This window comes from Franconibacter pulveris (assembly GCF_056780215.1).
In genome coordinates, this window is record NZ_CM165555.1 from 1,918,492 (window position 1) to 1,938,508 (window position 20,017).

13 protein-coding genes and 1 other RNA gene are annotated in these 20,017 nt (G+C 56.7%); 10 read left to right on the forward strand and 4 right to left on the reverse strand.

Annotation, left to right across the window (positions count from 1 at the left end; genetic code table 11):
* Positions 1-95: 95 nt before the first annotated feature.
* The 3 genes from ACU4F7_RS09240 (at position 96) to selO (ending at position 3,976) form a co-directional block, all read left to right on the forward strand.
* Positions 96-1,406, forward strand: a complete 1,311-nt coding sequence (locus ACU4F7_RS09240) for a 6-phospho-beta-glucosidase (protein WP_029592640.1) — start codon at positions 96-98, stop codon at positions 1,404-1,406.
* Between the two features lie 349 nt (positions 1,407-1,755).
* On the forward strand, positions 1,756-2,466 hold the full coding sequence (locus ACU4F7_RS09245) for an EAL domain-containing protein (RefSeq protein ID WP_029592641.1): 711 nt from the start codon (positions 1,756-1,758) through the stop codon (positions 2,464-2,466).
* A 61-nt stretch (positions 2,467-2,527) separates the two neighbouring features.
* A complete protein-coding gene (gene selO, locus ACU4F7_RS09250) occupies positions 2,528-3,976 on the forward strand; it encodes a protein adenylyltransferase SelO (protein WP_481638483.1) in 1,449 nt (482 codons plus the stop codon).
* A 36-nt stretch (positions 3,977-4,012) separates the two neighbouring features.
* Here selO and ACU4F7_RS09255 read toward each other — a convergent pair whose 3' ends face one another.
* Both ACU4F7_RS09255 and ppsR read right to left on the reverse strand, forming a co-directional pair.
* Positions 4,013-5,059 carry a 3-deoxy-7-phosphoheptulonate synthase gene (locus ACU4F7_RS09255; protein WP_481638484.1) on the reverse strand — a complete coding sequence of 349 codons (1,047 nt, stop codon included), beginning with the start codon at positions 5,057-5,059 and terminating at the stop codon, positions 4,013-4,015.
* Between the two features lie 154 nt (positions 5,060-5,213).
* On the reverse strand, positions 5,214-6,047 hold the full coding sequence (gene ppsR, locus ACU4F7_RS09260) for a posphoenolpyruvate synthetase regulatory kinase/phosphorylase PpsR (protein ID WP_029592644.1): 834 nt from the start codon (positions 6,045-6,047) through the stop codon (positions 5,214-5,216).
* 356 nt (positions 6,048-6,403) lie between these two features.
* Here ppsR and ppsA point away from each other — a divergent pair, with 356 nt between their 5' ends.
* From ppsA to ACU4F7_RS09275, 3 genes are all read left to right on the forward strand, one after another.
* Complete coding sequence (gene ppsA, locus ACU4F7_RS09265) at positions 6,404-8,782, forward strand: phosphoenolpyruvate synthase (RefSeq protein ID WP_481638485.1); 2,379 nt, start codon at positions 6,404-6,406, stop codon at positions 8,780-8,782.
* 222 nt (positions 8,783-9,004) lie between these two features.
* A complete protein-coding gene (locus ACU4F7_RS09270; RefSeq protein ID WP_481638486.1) occupies positions 9,005-10,393 on the forward strand; it encodes an MFS transporter in 1,389 nt (462 codons plus the stop codon).
* 3 nt (positions 10,394-10,396) lie between these two features.
* Complete coding sequence (locus tag ACU4F7_RS09275) at positions 10,397-12,790, forward strand: glycoside hydrolase family 3 N-terminal domain-containing protein (protein ID WP_481638487.1); 2,394 nt, start codon at positions 10,397-10,399, stop codon at positions 12,788-12,790.
* 4 nt (positions 12,791-12,794) lie between these two features.
* On the opposite strand, the gene rprA is transcribed toward ACU4F7_RS09275, so the two are convergent.
* Both rprA and ydiK read right to left on the reverse strand, forming a co-directional pair.
* Positions 12,795-12,899: antisense sRNA RprA (rprA, locus tag ACU4F7_RS09280), an RNA gene on the reverse strand.
* Positions 12,900-13,082: 183 nt separating this feature from the next.
* Positions 13,083-14,201, reverse strand: a complete 1,119-nt coding sequence (gene ydiK / locus ACU4F7_RS09285) for an AI-2E family transporter YdiK (protein ID WP_029592648.1) — start codon at positions 14,199-14,201, stop codon at positions 13,083-13,085.
* Positions 14,202-14,426: 225 nt separating this feature from the next.
* Here ydiK and ydiJ point away from each other — a divergent pair, with 225 nt between their 5' ends.
* The 4 genes from ydiJ to ACU4F7_RS09305 all read left to right on the forward strand — a co-directional run bounded on the left by ydiJ (position 14,427) and on the right by ACU4F7_RS09305 (position 19,970).
* Positions 14,427-17,483, forward strand: coding sequence for a D-2-hydroxyglutarate dehydrogenase YdiJ (gene ydiJ / locus ACU4F7_RS09290; RefSeq protein ID WP_481638488.1), 3,057 nt, complete (start codon positions 14,427-14,429; stop codon positions 17,481-17,483).
* Complete coding sequence (menI, locus tag ACU4F7_RS09295) at positions 17,480-17,890, forward strand: 1,4-dihydroxy-2-naphthoyl-CoA hydrolase (RefSeq protein ID WP_481638489.1); 411 nt, start codon at positions 17,480-17,482, stop codon at positions 17,888-17,890. The genes ydiJ and menI overlap by 4 nt, the downstream gene beginning before the upstream one ends.
* 810 nt (positions 17,891-18,700) lie before the next feature.
* A complete protein-coding gene (locus tag ACU4F7_RS09300) occupies positions 18,701-19,231 on the forward strand; it encodes a fimbrial protein (RefSeq protein WP_029592652.1) in 531 nt (176 codons plus the stop codon).
* Positions 19,232-19,292: 61 nt separating this feature from the next.
* Positions 19,293-19,970 carry a fimbrial biogenesis chaperone gene (locus ACU4F7_RS09305; protein ID WP_481638490.1) on the forward strand — a complete coding sequence of 226 codons (678 nt, stop codon included), beginning with the start codon at positions 19,293-19,295 and terminating at the stop codon, positions 19,968-19,970.
* Positions 19,971-20,017: the final 47 nt, after the last annotated feature.

A 20,017-nucleotide genomic window follows, 5' to 3' on the forward strand; every position in this document is an offset into this window, starting at 1 on the left:
GCCAGCTCTCTTCCTGTTAACCCACCTGACGCTACGCTTAGCGGGCGCTCGCGCATCGCGGGCAATGACGAGAGCTATCAGGTGAAGGAGCAGCAATGGGTAACAAAATCAAAATTGCGGTTATCGGCGGCGGCAGCAGCTATACGCCAGAGCTGGTGGAAGGCTTAATTGCGCGTCGGGAGGCAGTCGAACTGCGCGAGCTGGCTCTGGTGGATGTAGAGCAGGGGCGCGAGAAAGTGGAGACTATCGCGGCGCTCACCCGCAGGATGCTGGCGAAGAACGGCATGGAAGCGGTAAAGGTGACGGTTCATTTTCAGCCGGACGAGGCGATTCGCGGCGCGAGTTTTGTATTAACGCAACTGCGCGTAGGCCAGCTGAAGGCGCGCGCCGCGGATGAACGTCTGGGATTGAAGTACAACCTTATTGGGCAGGAGACCACCGGCGTCGGCGGCTTCGCCAAGGCGCTGCGCACCATTCCCGTGATGCTCAATATCGCCCGCAAAGTTGAAGCCCTGGCGCCGGAGGCCTGGATTATCAACTTCACTAACCCGGCGGCTATCGTGACCGAAGCGGTGCAGCGTCACACGAAGGCGAAAATCATCGGCCTGTGCAACGTGCCGGTCACCATGCACCATATGCTTGCCCATATGCTGGGGGAGCCGTTTGAAGCGTTGCGCCTGCGGTTCGCTGGTTTAAATCATATGGTGTGGGTGCATGAAGTGCATGTGCGCGGCGAAAACCGTACGCAGGAGGTTATCGATAAGCTGTGCAACGGCGCGGCGCTGACCATGAACAACATCAAAGAAGCGCCGTGGCCTGCCGCGCTGCTGCGAGCGCTTGGCGCTATCCCATGCCCCTATCACCGTTATTTTTATCTCACTCGCGAAATGCTTGAGGAAGAGCAGGCGGCCGCCAAAGCCGCAGGCACGCGCGCTGAACAGGTAATGGAAGTTGAAGATTCGCTTTTCAGGCAATATCGCGATCCGCAACTCGACCACAAGCCGGAAGCGTTACGCTTTCGCGGCGGGGCGTTCTATTCGCAGGTCGCGCTGGAATTAATCGCGGCGATCCATAACGATACCGGCGCGCAACTGGTGGTGAATACCGCGAACCGTGGGGCCATTCAGGGGCTGGCGGAGGATGCGGTGGTGGAAACGAACTGCGTTGTCGATGCCACAGGCGCGAAGCCGCTGGTGTTTGGCGCCTTGCCCCCCGCGATGCACGCCCTGACAACGCAGATAAAAACGTATGAGCGGCTGACCATTGAAGCGGCGGTTAATGGCGATAAACGGGCGGCGCTGCTGGCGCTTACCGTTAACCCGCTGGTTGGCGACGCCAGGCTTGCAGCCGATGTGCTGGAAGAGGTATTAACGCAGAACCGGGACTACCTCAAACCATTCTTTTGATAGCCGGAATAGATGAAATAGCGGGGCGGTAATCTACGTCCCGTAAAAAGCGTTAAACAATTAGGCTGCGTTTTATTAGTGGCGTTAAAAAATAGTTATGCGCTTTCTCGACGGTAAATAAATTAAGTCCATTTGTAATCGATATCTTACAAATTATTTATATTATCGCCTAAATTTTCAGTCTGTTTGTCTATTGACGAATAAACAGAGTAAGCTAAAAGAAGCTAAGGATAATTCTGAAACTCTAAGGACAGAGCGTGCTAATTATTGCAATAAAATCAGTCTGGTTGCACCGTTGTGATATGCAACATACACATTGCTTATTACCTTACCAGACGGAGCGTGAATAATGATTGTTTCGCTCGACGTCAAATATCACTCGCAGTATTTATTTCTCCCTGTACGGCGGGGAGATCACTCGCTGCTGGGCGTAGAGCTCCTCGCTGACTTTATTAGCGACAACGCCTCGGTGCGTATTCCGCCTGGCTTCGTGCTTTCTCGTATTACTGCGGAACAGCGACTCATCCTTTTTTATGAAGCTATTAGTTTGCTGGAACAACACCGGGAATTTTTTATACAAAATCAGGTGCTGGCGTGGGTCAGCGTGGACGAAATTATCGTCAGCGCGCTGTTAAGCGGCGTGGCGCTACAGAAAAGAGTCAGCGAATTGCCGTTTCTGGAGTTTAGCCTTACCGAAGATTACCCCGGGCTGAACGCGGGCAAAGCGCATCCGCAACTGAACGCGCTCCAGGCTCTCCACCCGCTGCTGCTGGCGAATTATGGCTCGGGCGGGGCAACCAGCCGTGCGGTGTATGAAGGCATGTATCGTCGGGTTAAGCTTGATAAGCAATTTATTAACCGGCAGCTTTCGCCTTCCACCTTCGAGCCTTTTATTTCCGCCATTATTAAGCAGATCTCGCCCTGCTGCGACACGCTGATTCTGCCGGGCATCGACAATGAAATCGCCCGTCGTCACGCCATCGCGCTTGGCGTGGGGGCGGTGCAAGGCAGACTGTGGCCGCCAGTGATGGCCGCTTCGCTGGCGTCGCTGATTGAATAACCCTGCGCGATAACCGTGTTTGCCTGACGTTTAAGGCACTACACTTAGGGCAGGAGGCCTCATGAGCGAAAACCCCCAATTTGTATCGACCTGGCGCGACGAGCTGCCAGGTTTCTATACCGAGCTTTCCCCAACACCGTTGAACAATAGCCGCCTGCTCTGGCACAACGCGCCGCTGGCGAAGACGCTGCAGCTTGACGATTCTCTTTTCACACCAGACCAGCCCGCCGGGGTCTGGGGCGGCGAAGCGCTGCTGCCGGGCATGGCCCCGCTCGCCCAGGTTTACAGCGGCCATCAGTTTGGCGTCTGGGCCGGGCAACTGGGCGACGGGCGCGGCATTTTGCTTGGCGAGCAGCAGTTGCCCGACGGGCGTAAATTCGACTGGCACCTGAAGGGCGCAGGGCTGACGCCTTATTCCCGCATGGGCGACGGCCGCGCCGTGGTGCGCTCGACGGTGCGCGAGTTCCTCGCCTCCGAGGCGATGCATTATCTTGGCATTCCCACAACCCGGGCGCTTTCTATTGTCACCAGCGATACGCCGGTGCGGCGAGAAACCATCGAACGCGGCGCGATGTTAATGCGTCTTGCGGAAAGTCACGTTCGCTTCGGCCACTTTGAGCACTTTTACTACCGCCGCGAGCCGGAAAAGGTGCAGCAACTGGCTGATTACGTCATTCTTCACCATTTTCCCCACCTTGCGCAGGAACAGGATCGCTACCTCCTGTGGTTCAATGAGGTCGTGGATCGCACCGCATCGCTGATGGCCCACTGGCAAAGCGTCGGTTTCGCCCACGGCGTCATGAACACCGATAACATGTCTATTCTGGGGCTCACTATCGACTACGGCCCCTACGGCTTCCTGGACGATTACCAGCCGCATTTTATCTGTAATCACTCCGATTATCAGGGCCGTTATGCTTTCGATAATCAGCCTGGCGTCGGGTTATGGAACCTGCAACGACTGGCGCAAACGCTGTCGCCTTTTATTGACGTGGACGCGCTGAACAGCGGCCTTGAGCGTTATCAGATGGCGTTGATACGCGCTTACGGCAAGCAAATGCGCGCGAAGTTAGGTTTTCATACCGAACAGATGGCGGATAACGATTTGTTGACGGAGCTCTTCTCATTGATGGCCCGCGAGGGCAGCGATTACACCCGCACTTTCCGTATGCTGAGCCAGACGGAGCAGCTTTCCGCCGCCTCGCCGCTGCGCGACGAGTTTATCGACCGGGCGGCCTTCGACAGCTGGTTTGGCCGTTATCGCGAGCGTCTGCAAGAGGATGAGGTGGCGGATGAAACACGCCAGCAGTCAATGAAAGCGGTAAACCCGGCGGTTGTGCTGCGAAACTGGCTGGCTCAGCGGGCCATCGAGGGGGCGGAAAAAGATGACCCCAGCGAGCTGGCGCGACTGTGCGAGGCGTTGCAAAACCCGTTTGCGGATCGCGATGATGATTTCACCCATCGGCCGCCAGACTGGGGCAAAAGGCTTGAGGTCAGCTGTTCAAGCTAAAACAAAGGCGCCGCAAGGCGCCTTTTTGCTGGAGGTTTACGCGCGGCTTTGCATCGCGTCGGCAAGCATCGTGAGCAGCGCTTCGCTGTCTTCCCAGCCGAGGCAGGGGTCGGTAATGGACTTGCCGTAAACCAGCGGTTGCCCGGCGGCGACCGGCTGGGTGCCTTCTTCCAGGAAACTCTCCGCCATCACCCCGGCGATGCCCTGCGAACCGGCGCGCAGCTGGCGGCAAATTTCTTCACACACTTCCAGCTGGCGTCGGTGCTGCTTCTGGCAGTTGCCATGGCTGAAGTCGACCACCAGCCGCTCCGGCAGATTAAACTCACGCAGCGCGGCGCAGGCGGCGGTGATGTCCGCTTCGTGGTAGTTAGGCTGCTTTCCGCCGCGCATGATGATGTGACCATAGGGATTGCCGCTGGTCTGGTAAATCGTCATGCGGCCATATTTGTCCGGCGAGAGAAACATGTGGCTGGCGCGGGAAGCGCGAATGGCGTCCACTGCGATGCGGGTATTGCCGTCCGTGCCGTTTTTAAAACCCACCGGGCAGGAGAGGGCTGAAGCCATTTCGCGGTGAATCTGGCTTTCGGTAGTGCGAGCGCCAATAGCGCCCCAGCTAATCAGGTCGGCAATATACTGGCCGGTCACCATATCCAGGAATTCGGTGGCGGTCGGCACGCCAAGCTCGTTTATCTGCACCAGCAGACGGCGCGCCAGCTCAATGCCGTGATTAACCCGATAGCTGCCGTTGAGATCCGGGTCGGAAATCAATCCTTTCCAGCCGACCACCGTACGCGGCTTCTCGAAGTAAGTCCGCATGACGATTTCGAGCTGCGACTGGTATTTTTCGCGCAGCGGTTGCAGGCGCTGCGCATACTCCAGCGCAGCGGAAAGATCGTGAATGGAACAGGGACCCATCACCACCAGCAGGCGGTTATCTTCGCCATTCAGGATTTTTTCGATACGGCGACGCGCGAGAGTGACATGTTCCGCCACCTGCGGCGTGACGGGATAGCGTTGCGCCAGCTCCTCCGGCGTCACAAGGGTGTCGATGCGCGCCGTGCGCAGTTCATCGGTTTTGTTCATTGGGTGTCTCGAAAGTGGTTGCTTCCCGGCTACAGCGCCGGGAAGTGATGGCCATCACGATAAACGAATCGCTCCTGATTTCAAGAAACGAGAAAGCGTATCAGCCAGATGTTCGGGACTTTACCATAAACGATCGCATCGGTGAACTAGTTTGCTAGTACATGCGGCGGCTTAGCTGCATAATGTCGAGGATTTTGGTCGCCAGCTCTTCCACGGAAAAGTTCGTGCTGTTGAGGTAGGGGATTTGATGCTTGCGGTAGAGCGCCTCCACTTCCGTAATTTCCATGCGGCACTGGCGCATAGAGGCGTAGCGGCTGTTTTCGCGCCGCTCCTCGCGGATCGCCGCCAGGCGGTCCGGGCTGATGGTCAGCCCGAAGAGCTTATGCTGCAGCGGGCGTAGCGCCGCCGGCAGCGTCAGGTTATCCATGTCGTCGGCGATAAAGGGGTAGTTGGCGGCGCGAATGCCAAACTGCATCGCCAGATAAAGGCTGGTTGGGGTTTTGCCGCAGCGGGAAACGCCCAGCAGGATCACCTGCGCCTGGTCGAGGTTGCGCAGCGAAATGCCGTCGTCATGCGCCAGGGTGTAATCAATGGCGGCGATACGGGCGTCATAGCGGGTCAGGTTGCCGGCGGTCAGGCCATGGGTGCGGTGCGCAATCGGCGTCGGGTCAAGCCTGAGCTCCTGCTGTAGCGGCGCCACCAGCGCCTGCACAATATCCTGGCAAAAGCCTTCGCTTTGCAAAATGATGGCCCGTATTTCCGGCAGCACAATCGAAAAAAAGACCAGCGGGCGCAGGCCGGTCTGCTGAAAAATGGCGTCAATCTGATCTTTCACCGCCCGGGCGCGGCTTTCGTTTTCAACAAACGGCAGCGTAATGCTGTTGATGGAAACCGGGAACTGCGACATCACCGCATGGCCCAGCACTTCAGCGGTGATGGCGGTGCCATCGGAGATATAAAAAACATGACGATCAACCACATTGTCCATTGCCGACATCCTGAAAAAGTTAAGAATTGGCTTAAGCATAATTTAAGACAGGCCGCTAAAGCATAGCGATTATCTCATTTTTATAAAATGAAACGCGGTTTTTATATTTAATGAAAAGTGTGATTCATTTTTTCGAAGCGGCGCATAGTCCTTTATTTTATTAATGATTTCTTCTTAATCAATGCCTTAGAATTAGTACGAAAAGTGGTCTGAAATTAATGTGAAGTGGTCTGAAAATTAAAAATTTTAATATGCTTGAACGATTCACCGTTTTCCGCTGCGGAATAATTATGCCAGACTAAATTTGTTGTCAGGTGTTTCGTAACCCCGTTCAAATATCACAAAAGGATTGTTCGATGACCAACAATGGCTCGTCACCGCTGGTGCTTTGGTACAACCAACTCGGCATGAATGATGTAGACAGAGTTGGGGGCAAAAATGCCTCCCTGGGTGAAATGATTACTAACCTCTCCGGCATGGGCGTCTCCGTACCGAATGGATTTGCCACCACTGCCGAGGCGTTTAACCTGTTCCTCGACCAGAGCGGCGTTAACCAGCGTATCTATGAACTGCTGGATAAAACCGATATTGACGACGTGTCCGAGCTTGCGAAAGCGGGCGCGCAGATCCGTCAGTGGATCATCGACACACCTTTCCAGCCAGCGCTGGAGCAGGCTATCCGCGAGGCTTATGAGCAGCTTTCAGCTGACGATGCGGATGCGTCGTTCGCCGTACGCTCGTCCGCCACGGCGGAAGACATGCCGGACGCCTCCTTCGCAGGCCAGCAGGAGACCTTCCTGAACGTGCAGGGCATCGACGCCGTAATGGTGGCGGTAAAGCATGTCTTCGCCTCGCTGTTTAACGACCGCGCTATCTCTTATCGCGTGCATCAGGGCTACGACCATCGCGGCGTCGCGCTCTCCGCAGGCGTACAGCGCATGGTGCGCTCCGACCGCGCAGCCTCCGGCGTGATGTTCTCAATTGATACCGAGTCGGGCTTTGATCAGGTGGTGTTTATCACCGCCGCCTATGGCCTTGGCGAAATGGTGGTGCAGGGCGCCGTCAACCCGGATGAATTCTATGTGCATAAGCCGGGCCTCGAAGCGGGGCGTCCGGCGATTGTGCGCCGCACGCTGGGCTCGAAGAAAATCCGTATGGTCTACGGCGAAACCCAGGAGCACGGCAAGCAGGTGCGTATTGAAGATGTACCGCAAGCTGACCGCGACCGTTATTGCATCACCGCCGAAGAGGTGCAGGAACTGGCGAAGCAGGCGGTGCAGATTGAGAAACACTACGGCCGTCCGATGGATATCGAATGGGCGAAAGACGGCCACACCGGCAAATTGTTTATCGTGCAGGCGCGCCCGGAAACCGTGCGTTCGCGCGGCCAGGTGATGGAGCGTTACCAACTGCACTCTCAGGGGAAAATCGTCGCGGAAGGCCGCGCCATCGGCCACCGCATCGGCGCGGGCGCGGTGAAGGTGATTCACGACATCAGCGAAATGAACCGCATTCAGCCGGGCGACGTGTTGGTGACCGACATGACCGACCCGGACTGGGAGCCTATCATGAAAAAAGCGGCGGCGATTGTCACTAACCGCGGCGGGCGCACCTGCCACGCGGCCATCATCGCCCGCGAACTCGGCATCCCGGCCGTAGTCGGCTGCGGCGACGCCACCGAGCGACTGAAAGATGACGAAAACGTCACCGTCTCCTGCGCCGAAGGCGACACGGGTTATGTTTACGCCGAGCTGCTCGACTTCAGCGTGAAAAGCTCAAGCGTGGACACCATGCCGGATCTGCCGCTGAAGATAATGATGAACGTCGGCAACCCGGACCGCGCCTTTGACTTCGCCTGTCTGCCTAACGAAGGGGTGGGACTGGCGCGCCTGGAGTTCATCATCAACCGCATGATTGGCGTGCATCCGCGCGCGCTGCTGGAGTTTGACCAGCAGGAGCCGGGTTTGCAGAACGACATCCGCGAGATGATGAAAGGGTACGACAACCCGCGGGAGTTTTATGTCGGCCGTCTGACCGAAGGCATCGCAACGCTCGGCGCGGCGTTTTACCCGAAACGGGTCATCGTGCGCCTTTCCGACTTTAAATCGAACGAATACGCCAACCTGGTGGGCGGCGAACGTTACGAGCCGGATGAAGAGAACCCGATGCTCGGCTTTCGCGGCGCAGGCCGCTACGTGGCGGACAGCTTCCGCGACTGTTTCGCGCTTGAGTGCGAGGCGGTCAAACGCGTGCGCAATGAGATGGGGCTGACCAACGTAGAGATAATGATCCCGTTCGTGCGCACGGTGGAGCAGGCGAAAGCGGTGGTGGAAGAGCTGGCGCGCCAGGGGCTTAAGCGCGGCGAAAACGGGCTGAAAGTCATTATGATGTGCGAAATTCCCTCCAACGCCCTGCTGGCCGAACAGTTCCTCGAGCACTTCGACGGCTTCTCTATCGGCTCCAACGATATGACGCAGCTGACGCTGGGCCTGGACCGCGACTCCGGCGTGGTCTCTGAACTCTTCGACGAACGCAACGAGGCGGTGAAAGCGCTGCTTTCCATGGCTATCCGCGCCGCGAAAAAAGAGGGCAAGTATGTCGGCATCTGCGGACAAGGCCCGTCGGATCACGAAGATTTCGCCGCCTGGCTGATGGAAGAGGGGATAGACAGCCTGTCGCTGAACCCGGATACCGTGGTGCAAACCTGGCTTGGCCTGGCTGAACTCAATAAGTAAATCTCGCACTTTGCAAAAGGCCCGCGCTTTGCGGGCCTTTTTTATTCACCGAATTTATATTTTTGCGCCACGTCACAGTCAGGAGAAAAAGCAAAAAAACGTAATCTGTCTGGTAATTACAGCAATTGTTGAGCGGCCTGGGCTTATTAATACTTAGCCTCACATCGCACGGTCTGTTGGTGTGCGGGTTGAATTTTTTAACCTGATAAAAGGCAAATAATAATGACGCTCTCCTCTGTGCTGACCACGAAAGATAAAATAGGCTACGGGCTTGGCGATATGGCCAGCGCCCTGGTCTGGCAAACCGCCACGTTATTTCTCGCTTATTTCTATACCGATATATTTGGACTGCCCGCCGCTATTATGGGGACGATGTTTTTACTGGTGCGGGTGATTGACGCTTTTATCGATCCCTGCATCGGCGCGCTGGTGGACCGCACGCAAACCCGTCACGGGCGCTTTCGCCCCTGGCTGCTGTGGTTCGCCATTCCTTTTGGCGTCAGTTGCATGTTGACCTTCTATGTGCCGCCGCTCAGCCCGACGCTGAAAATCGTCTATGCCTGCGCCACCTATAGCCTGCTGAGCCTGGTCTATTCCGCGATTAACGTGCCTTACTGCGCCATGCCCGGCGCGCTGACGCTCAACCCGCGCGAGCGCCATTCGCTGCAATCCTGGCGCTTCGGCCTTTCCTTTATCGGCGGGCTGATAGTGACCGTGATAGCGCTGCCGCTGGTGGAATGGCTGGGTGAGGGCGACGCGCAAAAAGGCTATTTCTTCGCCATGGGGCTGATGGGGCTGTTAGGCGTGGCGCTGTTTTACTGCTGCTTTTTTATGACTCGCGAGCGTTATGCGCCCGGCAATGATAATTCCGCTTCGCTGCTCAAAGATTTAAAACTGCTGGCGGCCAACAGCCAGTGGCGAATTATCTTTGTGTTTAACATCCTGCTATTAACGGCGGTGGTGACGCGCGGTTCAGCCACGATGTACTACGTGAAATATGTCATGCTGCGCCCCGATCTGGTCTTTGCGTTTATTGTTTCCGGGATGATAGCGAATTTATCCGGCGCTTTATTATCTGAGCGCCTGTTAGGGAAATTTGACCGGGTGCGCGCATATCAGTGGACCATTATTAGCTTTGTGGCGCTGGCTGCGATTATCTTTTTTATCCCGCCTGGCGCCGTCTGGCTCATATTCACCATAAATATTTTTTTCAGCTTTATTCAGAACCTGACCACCCCGCTGCAGTGGACCATGTTTTCTGACGTTGTCGATCATGAAGAGCACCGCAGCGGCCGCCGTCTCGACGGGCTGGTTTTCTCCACCGCGCTGTTCGCCATCAAGTTTGGCCTGGCGCTGGGCGGCGCTGTCGTGGGATGGGTGCTGGGGATGGTGGATTATCTGCCTAACCAGACCGCGCAAAGCGCCGTCGTGCTGACCACCATCAACGCGCTGTTCACGCTGATTCCCTGCGCGCTCTTTCTGTGCATGGCGCTGCTGCTCTGTTTTTACCGGCTCAGCAGCCGCCGCGTGGCCGATATCGCCGAAGCGTTGGCCCGCAAGCGCAAAACACGCGAAGAAACGCCTTCACTTAATCCCGCCGTACAGGAGTAACTGATGACTGAGATCTATAAAGACCCGCAACGTCCGGTAACCGAACGCGTCGCTGACCTGCTGGCGCGTATGACCCCGGAGGAGAAATTTGCGCAGATGCACGCGTACTGGCTGATTCTCTCCCCGGATGGCGATCACCGCGAGCGCAGCGATTTGAGCGACGATTTTGCCGGCGTCAGCGAACAGACGGATCTCGCCATCCGGCTTCAGCGCGGCGTAGGTCAGATTACCCGGCCGCTCGGCACGCACATTGTCGAGGCGAGGGAGGGCGTGCGCGCCGCAAACTGCCTACAGCGCACACTGGTGGAAGAGACGCGGCTCGGCATTCCGGCGATGTTTCATGAAGAGTGTTTAGTCGGTCTGCTTTGTAAAGACGCCACGCTTTTTCCCTCCTCGCTCAATTATGGTTCGACATGGGACCCGGAGCTGGTCGAGCGCGCGGCGGCGGCCATTGGCGCAGAGGCCCGCGCCACGGGCTGCCATCAGGGACTGGCGCCGGTGCTGGATGTCTCGCGCGACGTGCGCTGGGGCCGAACGGAAGAGACCTTCGGCGAAGATCCCTGGCTGGTGGGCGTGATGGCCACGCGCTACGTCCAGGGGTTACAGGGCAAATCCCGGGATCTGCTGGCGACCCTGAAACATTACGTAGGGCACTCGTTCAGCGAAGGGGCGCGCAACCACGCGCCGGTGCATCTGGGCTTCTGCGAACTGAATGATACTTTCCTGCTGCCCTTCGAGATGGCGGTAAAACTGGCGCACGCCGGTTCGGTGATGCCGGCCTATCACGATATCGACAATCAGCCGGGGCACAGCGACGCGTTTCTGCTGACCGACGTGCTGCGCAACCAGTGGGGCTTTGACGGCATTATCGTTGCCGACTACGGCGGCGTGAGTCTTCTGCACCAGCATCACGGCGTTTCGCACGACGGCGCGGAGTCCGCCGCGCTCGCCTTCAATGCCGGACTGGATATTGAACTGCCGAAAGACGACTGCGCGCGCCACCTGGCTGAAGCGGTGGCGCGCGGGCTTATCAGCATGGAGAAAATTGACGAGATTGTGGCACGCGTGCTGACGCAGAAATTTCGCCTCGGTCTGTTCGAGCGCCCCTATGCCGATGAAAACGCCGTCGCGCTGCAAAGCGAGGACGCGCGAGCGATAGCCCGCGAGGTGGCGACCCGTTCGCTGACGCTGCTGGAAAACCACGGCGCGTTGCCGCTCGCCGCAAACCAGACCGTGGCGGTGATTGGCCCGACCGCCGATGACCCGCTGGCGCTGCTGAGCGGCTACAGCTTCCCGGTGCATCTCATCATCAGCGATATGCTGGAGCAAACGACGCAGGTCACCACGCCATTGCAGGCCCTGCGGGAACAACTGGGCGAGGAGAAGGTGCGCTACGCCAAAGGCTGCCACATCATTGAAAAACGGATGGCGGGCGCGCCGGTCTTTCCGGGCGACAGCGGCAATAAGCCGATGCAGTCTTCGCCTGTATCACTCGATCAGAGCCTGATTCCGCAGGCGGTGGCGCAGGCGCAGCAGAGCGATATCGTTCTGGCCTTTGTGGGCGATCTCGCCGGGCTGTTCCAGAGCGGCACGGTGGGCGAGGGGTCAGACACCGACAGCCTGGCGCTGCCTGGCGTGCAGCAGACGTTGCTGGAGGCGCTGGTGGAGACAGGCAAACCGGTGGTGGTGGTCATGACCGGCGGACGGCCTTATCACCTGGGCGGGCTGGAATCTCGCGTCGCCGCCCTGCTGATGGCGTGGGCGCCGGGCCAGGAGGGCGGTCACGCCATTGCCGACGTGCTCACCGGCAAAGCCGAGCCGCAGGGGCGGCTGGTGGTTTCCGCGCCCAAAAGCGCCGGGGCGATGCCCTATTACTACAACCATAAGCTGAAAAGCGGCGGTACGCCGTTCGCCTTCCACTTTGGCGCGCGCTATCCCTTCGGCTACGGTCTGAGCTGGACGCAGTTCGACTATAGCCCGCTGACGCTGGCGGAGGATGAGGTGGCGATAAAAGATGGCGTTATCAACGTTTCTGTAACGGTCACTAACCGGGGCGAGCGCGCGGGCAGCGAAGTGGTGCAGCTTTATGTGCGCGACAACGTCGCGTCAATGGTGCGTCCGGTGCAAGAGCTAAAAGCTTTTCAGCGCGTAAGGCTCGAAGCAGGCGCCTCGGCGCGGCTGACTTTTTCGTTGCCCGTAGACATGCTCAATTTTACCCGTCGCGACGGCAAGCGCATCGTGGAGCCGGGTGAGTTTGAGCTGCGCGTTGGCGCGTCAAGCGCTGACATTCGGGCGATAAAAACCGTCGCGGTGAGGGGCGAAACGCGGGTTCTGGGCCAGCAGTGGAACATGCTGAGCCACTGTGATGTCAGCTATTGGCCGGAAAATAACCGCTAGAAGGATAAAAAAAAGCCCATCGTGGGAGATGGGCAAAGACTACACACAGCAATTCGTTTCACTCAGGGGATTTCCATGTTTATAAATCAAGGGGTTGATTTATAACCGTGACTTTATAGTAGGCATCTGCCGTTTTGACGTCGATCAGATTCGTCTCAATAGTTTAATAACGGTGAATGATCTGCGTTGTGTGTCAGCTTGTAAAGAGGAAAGGTAAGGGTCAGACCAGTAAGCAGGCGTTTATAATTGATAAGTTCAGCTTAAGAATAAGGCGGGTTTCCCCGCCTGAATGTTATTTGTTCACAGCCTCGTTTTCCGGCCCGTCGAGCTCCTCCACGGCCTCATCCGGCGGGGTCTGCGGCGGCGGCGCCTCGTGAACCCACACAGAATAGAGCCGCCAGGAAACGGCCAGCACCACCGGGCCAATAAACAGGCCAATCATGCCAAACGCGATAAGCCCGCCGATAACGCCGGAAAGGATAAGAATCATTGGTAAATCGGCGCCCATGCGTATCAGCACCGGACGGATAAAGTTATCCAGCGTGCCTACCACGGCGCTCCAGGCCAGCAGCACGGTGCCCCAGGTGGCGTCGCCGCTCCAGTAAAGCCAGATAATCGCCGGGACCAGCACTGGCAGCGGGCCTATCTGGATAAGGCTTGTCAGGATCATCACCACGGTTAGCAGCGTCGCGTAGGGAATGCCGGAAACGGCAAGGCCGACGCCGCCAAGGATGCCCTGCACCAGCGCCGTAACCACCACGCCAAGCGCCACGGCGCGAATCGCCTGCGCCGCCAGCAGCACCGCCGCGTCGCCGCGTTTCGAGGCGAGGCGGAAGGCGAAGTGCCGAATGCCGTTCACTACCTGTTCGCCGCGCCAGTAAAGCACAATGCTAAAAAGCAGCATCAGGCCGAGGTGCATCAGCAGCCTGCCAACATGCGCCGCCTGGCCGATAAACCAGCCGGTGGTGGTGCCGATATAGGGCCGCGCTTTCGCCATGATGGCGCTGCCGCCGCTATCAAGCAGGTTATGCCAGCCAAGGTAGAGCTTGCCGCCCACCATCGGAATGCTGTTCAGCCAGACGAGATCGGGCAGCGTCATCTGGCCGGAGCTGACCCATTTAATAACGGGCGCGCTGTTATCCACCACGCTGTTGACCAGCAACGCTATCGGAATAACAAACAGTAGAATCAGCAGCAGGGTCATCACCAGCACCGCCAGCGAGCGTTTGCCCCACAGCAGCCGCTGAAGGCGAAGCAGCACCGGCCAGGTGGCGATAACCACGGTTCCCGCCCAGGCGAAACCGAGAATAAAAGGCCTGACGATCCACAGGCAGGCGACAATCATCACCGACAAAAACAGCACGGACAACAGAATCTGCGGCACGTCCATGGGCTGACGAAGTTTTAACATAAACCACATTCACCTTAATTAATGCGCCTTACGCCAGGCGCGAGCGGCGATGGCACTTGCAGGCCCATCGGTCTTTAAATGATGAAGTATTTCAGGCGTTTTTGACAGGCGAATGCTGCTGCCAATTCTTGCAGGCGTCCAGGCAAGAAATGTGATACAACCTTGAAGGCACAACGCAAACGATAACTCATCAACATTTCAAACGTCAGGCAGGGTCAACGATTCATGATCCCACAGATTTCTCAGGCGCCGGGGCTTGTACAACTGGTGCTCAATTTTTTGCAGGCACTGGAGCAGAATGGATTTACCGGCGATACCGCCACCAGCTATGCGGAGCGCCTCACCATGGCGACCGACAACAGCGTTTACCAGCTTCTACCGGATGCCATTCTTTTCCCCCGCTCAACGGCCGATGTGGCGCTGATAGCGCGCATCGCCGCCGAGCCCCGTTTTAAATCGCTCGTTTTCACCCCGCGCGGCGGCGGCACCGGCACGAACGGCCAGGCGCTCAACCAGGGCATCATCGTCGATATGTCCCGCCACATGAACCGTATTATTGAAATCAACCCGGAACAGGGTTGGGTGCGGGTGGAAGCGGGCGTCATCAAAGACCAGCTTAACGAATTTCTCAAGCCTTACGGTTATTTCTTCTCGCCGGAGCTTTCCACCAGCAACCGCGCCACGCTTGGCGGCATGATCAATACCGACGCCTCCGGCCAGGGGTCGCTGGTGTACGGCAAAACGTCCGACCATGTGATTGGGCTGCGCGCGGTGCTGCTGGGCGGCGACATTCTGGATACGCAGGCCATCGCCACGCCGCTTGCCGAAGCGCTGGGGCGCGACGCAACGGCTATCGGACGCGTCTATAAAACCGTGCTGGAGCGCTGCCGCGAGCAGCGCCAGCTTATCCTCGATAAATTTCCCAGACTCAACCGCTTCCTGACCGGCTATGACTTGCGCCATGTCTTCAGCGACGATCTGACCGAGTTCGACCTGACGCGCATCCTCTGCGGCTCCGAAGGCACGCTCGCGTTTATCACCGAAGCGCGGCTGGATATCACGCCGCTGCCGAAGGTCCGCCAGCTGGTCAACGTGAAATACGACTCCTTCGACTCGGCGCTGCGCAATGCCCCCTTTATGGTGCAAGCGCAGGCGCTTTCCGTTGAAACGGTGGATTCTCGCGTGCTTAATCTGGCGCGGGAAGACATCGTCTGGCACTCGGTGCGTGAGCTGATAACCGACGTGCCGGATAAAGAGATGCTCGGGCTGAATATTGTGGAATTCGCCGGTGACGACGAGGCGCTGATTGAGGGCCGCGTGGCGGCGCTCTGCGAACGTCTGGACGGGCTGATGGCCGCAGGCGAAGGGGGTGTAATCGGCTGGCAGGTCTGCCGCGAACTGGCGGGCGTCGAGCGTATTTACGCGATGCGCAAAAAAGCGGTAGGGCTGCTTGGCAACGCCAAAGGGCTCGCCAAGCCGATTCCTTTCGCCGAAGACACCTGCGTGCCGCCGGAGCACCTGGCCGATTACATTGCCGAATTTCGCGCGCTGCTGGATGGCCACGGCCTGAGCTACGGCATGTTCGGCCATGTGGACGCGGGCGTTTTGCACGTGCGCCCGGCGCTGGATATGTGCGACCCGCAGCAGGAGATGCTGATGAAGCGCATCTCTGATGAAGTGGTGGCGCTCACCGCCCGCTATGGCGGGTTGTTATGGGGCGAGCATGGCAAAGGCTTTCGCGCCGAATACAGCCCCGCCTTTTTCGGCGAAACGCTCTATAACGAACTGCGACGCATCAAGGCGGCTTTTGACCCGGACAACCGGCTTAACCCAGGCAAAATCTGCCCGCCGATGGGCCTGGACGCGCCGATGATGAAAGTCGATGCGGTGAAGCGCGGCACGTATGACCGACAGATCCCGCTGGCGGTACGCACCTCCTGGCGCGGCGCGATGGAGTGTAACGGCAACGGCCTGTGCTTTAACTTCGACGTGAAAAGCCCGATGTGTCCGTCGATGAAAATCACCAGCGACCGTATTCATTCGCCAAAAGGCCGCGCGACGCTGGTGCGTGAATGGCTGCGGTTGCTCTCAGACCGCGGCATCGACCCGCTGAAACTTGAAAAAGCGCTGCCGGAAAAACGCGCCAGCCTGCGCACCCTGATTGCGCGCACCCGCAACAGCTGGCATGCCAACAGAGGGGAGTATGACTTCTCGCACGAGGTGAAGGAGGCGATGTCCGGCTGTCTCGCCTGTAAAGCGTGCTCTACCCAGTGCCCGATAAAAATCGACGTGCCGGAATTCCGCTCGCGTTTTTTACAGCTCTACCACACCCGCTACCTGCGCCCGCTTCGCGACCATCTGGTGGCGACCGTTGAGAGCTACGCGCCGCTGATGGCCCGCGCGCCAAAGACCTTCAACTTCTTTATGAGCCAGCCCTGGGTGCGGAATTTTTCCGAAAAGCACATCGGCATGGTCGATTTGCCGCCGCTTTCCACACCGACGCTTCAGCAACAGCTGGTAGGGCACCGCTCCGCCAACATGACGCTGGAACAGCTCGAGAAGCTCCCTCAGGAGGCGCGTAACCATACCGTGCTGGTGGTGCAGGACCCATTTACCAGCTATTACGACGCGCAGGTCGTGGCGGACTTTGTTCGTCTGGTGGAAAAGCTTGGCTTCCAGCCTGTGGTGTTGCCGTTCTCGCCCAACGGCAAGGCGCAGCATATCAAGGGCTTCCTGCAACGCTTCGCCCGTACCGCACAAAAAACGTCGGAGTTTTTAAATCGCGTGGCGGCGCTCGGCATGCCGATGGTTGGGGTAGACCCGGCGCTGGTGCTGTGCTATCGCGATGAATACAAGCAAACGCTGGGCGCGGAGCGCGGCGATTTCCACGTTATGCTGGTGCATGAATGGCTGCCGCAGGCTTTAGAAAAACGCGAAGCGCTGCCGGTGAGCGGCGAGCCGTGGTACCTGTTCGGCCACTGCACCGAAGTAACGGCGCTGCCCGGCGCGCCCGGCCAGTGGGCGCAGATCTTCGCCCGTTTCGGCGCGAAGCTTGAAAGCGTGAATGTGGGCTGCTGTGGCATGGCCGGAACTTACGGACACGAGGTTAAAAACCATGCCCGCTCGCTCGGCATTTATGAGCTTTCCTGGCATCAGGCGATGCAACGTCTGCCGCGCAACCGCTGTCTGGCGACAGGTTATTCCTGCCGCAGCCAGGTAAAACGCATTGAAGGCAACGGCGTGCGTCATCCGCTACAGGCGTTGCTGGAGTTTCTGCCATGATCTGGAAACGTAGCGCGACGCTCGATGCCCTCAACGCCATGGGGCAGGGGAATATGGTGGGGCTGCTGGATATTCGCTTTATCCGCCTTGGCGACGACGCCCTTGAAGCGACGATGCCGGTGGACAGCCGCACCCATCAACCCTTCGGCCTGCTGCACGGCGGCGCATCGGTGGTGCTGGCGGAAACGCTTGGCTCGGTCGCGGGCTATCTCTGCACCGAAGGGGAACAGCAGGTGGTGGGCCTTGAGGTTAACGCCAATCACCTGCGCTCCGTACGTAGCGGACTGGTGCGCGGCGTCTGCCGCGCCCTGCATGCCGGGCGTCGTCATCAGGTCTGGCAGATTGACATCTTTGACGAGCGGGACAGGCTTTGCTGTACGGCGCGGTTAACAACGGCGGTGGTGTGAATCTCTCTGAAGCGGCCTGAGGCCGCTTCTTTTTTATCCTTCATGTAATGAAAAAGAGGCGCAAGCAAGGAGAGCACTACAGGCTTCACCTTCGTGATTGGCTTTTGTCAGTCGTGTGCGCCTAAAACAACATGCACAAGTATGACTAACTTTTATTCTTCCTGTTTTGCTGGCGGCTGGTTAATCGTCAGCTGTCTGCCCGCCTCCATTTCAATAAAATCCCCGTTCTGAACCTGGTAAGACCCTGGATATACCTAAGAGAAATGCTGCGCCTGAAAGGCAAATTCTACTATTCTCCATGGCATAAACACGGGCGCTTAAGATTAAACTGATTAAAACCGCATGGCCATTTAAATAACTTAATTTAGAGTTAAGTAAAATTAAAAAAGTCTGTAAGGTTTAAATATTTGATTATTTAACCCATTGTTTTTTCGCTATATATAAAGGGTGGGTTCTTTTATTGCCTGCTGAGATTTGTTTTCATCGTTCGCCGTTATGGTGTGTAGAATTGATGCCAACTTTTGAATAGGCTGATTTTATTGTTTAAAATTGCTTAATCCATAGTCTAAAAATAGACTTATAATGAGTTTGTTCCGGAAAAGTATTTCTATGAATTTAGTCGCAGCAAGCTCATGTTTAGCTAAAGATATCATTAGTGCTTTTTGGCGTAGTTCTAAATGGTAATAATGCTGCCGCTTGCATCTTGCTGCTTGTCAAAAATAAGGTTGTGCCGCAAATGGCATTTCAATGTCATCAGCATGCTGCTGCCTTAACTCCGGTAATTAATAAAGTCATCAAGGAAATTACGTTATGAAAAAGTATATAGCTGCTGTCGCTTTCACTGCAACGGCTGTGTTGTCTGCCTCCTGCGCATTTGCTAATGCGGGTACGGTTAACTTCCAGGGCAAAATTATTGATGCCGCCTGCGATGTTGATGTCGGTACACAGAATCAGACCGTTCAGTTGGGTGCTTATAATAAGTCTGAATTTACTCAGGCGGGGGATAAAACGGCAGCGACTAAATTCAATATCGTCCTGAAAAACTGCCCGGCTACCGTAACCGGCGCGAAAGTGCGTTTTGATGGTACACCAGAAACCAAAGATTCAACCCTGCTTGCCATCGACAGCTCAGTAGCCGGCGCAGCCACTAACGTCGCGATTAATCTGATGACCGCGGACAAAGCCGACCTGCCGCTGTCTGGCACCAATAGCTATGTTTATAACCTCACTGATGCCGGCGACAACACGCTGAATTTTTATGCTCAGTATGAAGCGACTGCTGCTGGCGTTACCGCCGGTCCGGCAAATGCTGTCGCAAATTTCTCCGTAGATTATCAGTAATCTTTTTGCGCAAAAGGGTATGGGGCCGCACCCGGCCCCTTTTTCTCTAGCGAGGTATGACATGAACTTTCCTGGAAAAACGCTTCTTGCTTTTGCAGTAATCGCTGCGGGTATTTCTGCGGCTAATGCCGGGGTAATTATTGGCGGCACCCGTGTTATTTATGATGGCAATAAAAAGGAAGCGTCTATTAGCGTCAATAACCCAGACAGCTCACCTTATTTGATTCAGTCCTGGATTGATACGCTAAATGGCGGTGCTGAGAAGGCGCCATTCGTTATTACGCCTCCCCTGTATCGACTGGATAAAGGACAGCAGAATATGGAGAGGGTCGTGTTAACGGGTGCTTTGCCACAAGATAGAGAAAGTTTGTTTTGGCTAAATATTAAGGCAATACCGTCCGCCTCGAAGAAAGATAACACCCTGCAGATTGCTGTTAAGACACGTATAAAACTCATTTATCGCCCGGCGGCTTTAAAAACAAAAATGCCTGAGGAATTAGTTGGGCAACTGCTTTGGCAGCGCTCGGGGAATCAGCTTGTTGTTAAGAACCCCGGCGATTACATCATTAATTTTAACGAGATTAGCGTCGGCGGAAAAAAACTAGACGACGTCTCTTATGTTTTGCCCCATGCAACGGCGAAGTTTAATTTACCCGCTGGCATTAGCGATACCAGGGTGACATATAAAGTCATTAATGATTATGGCGGAGTCGGAGAAGCGCATAAGGCAACCCTGTAAAAAATAAATTAAACGGCGACTCTGCTCTGAAGGTGACCTAAATGATG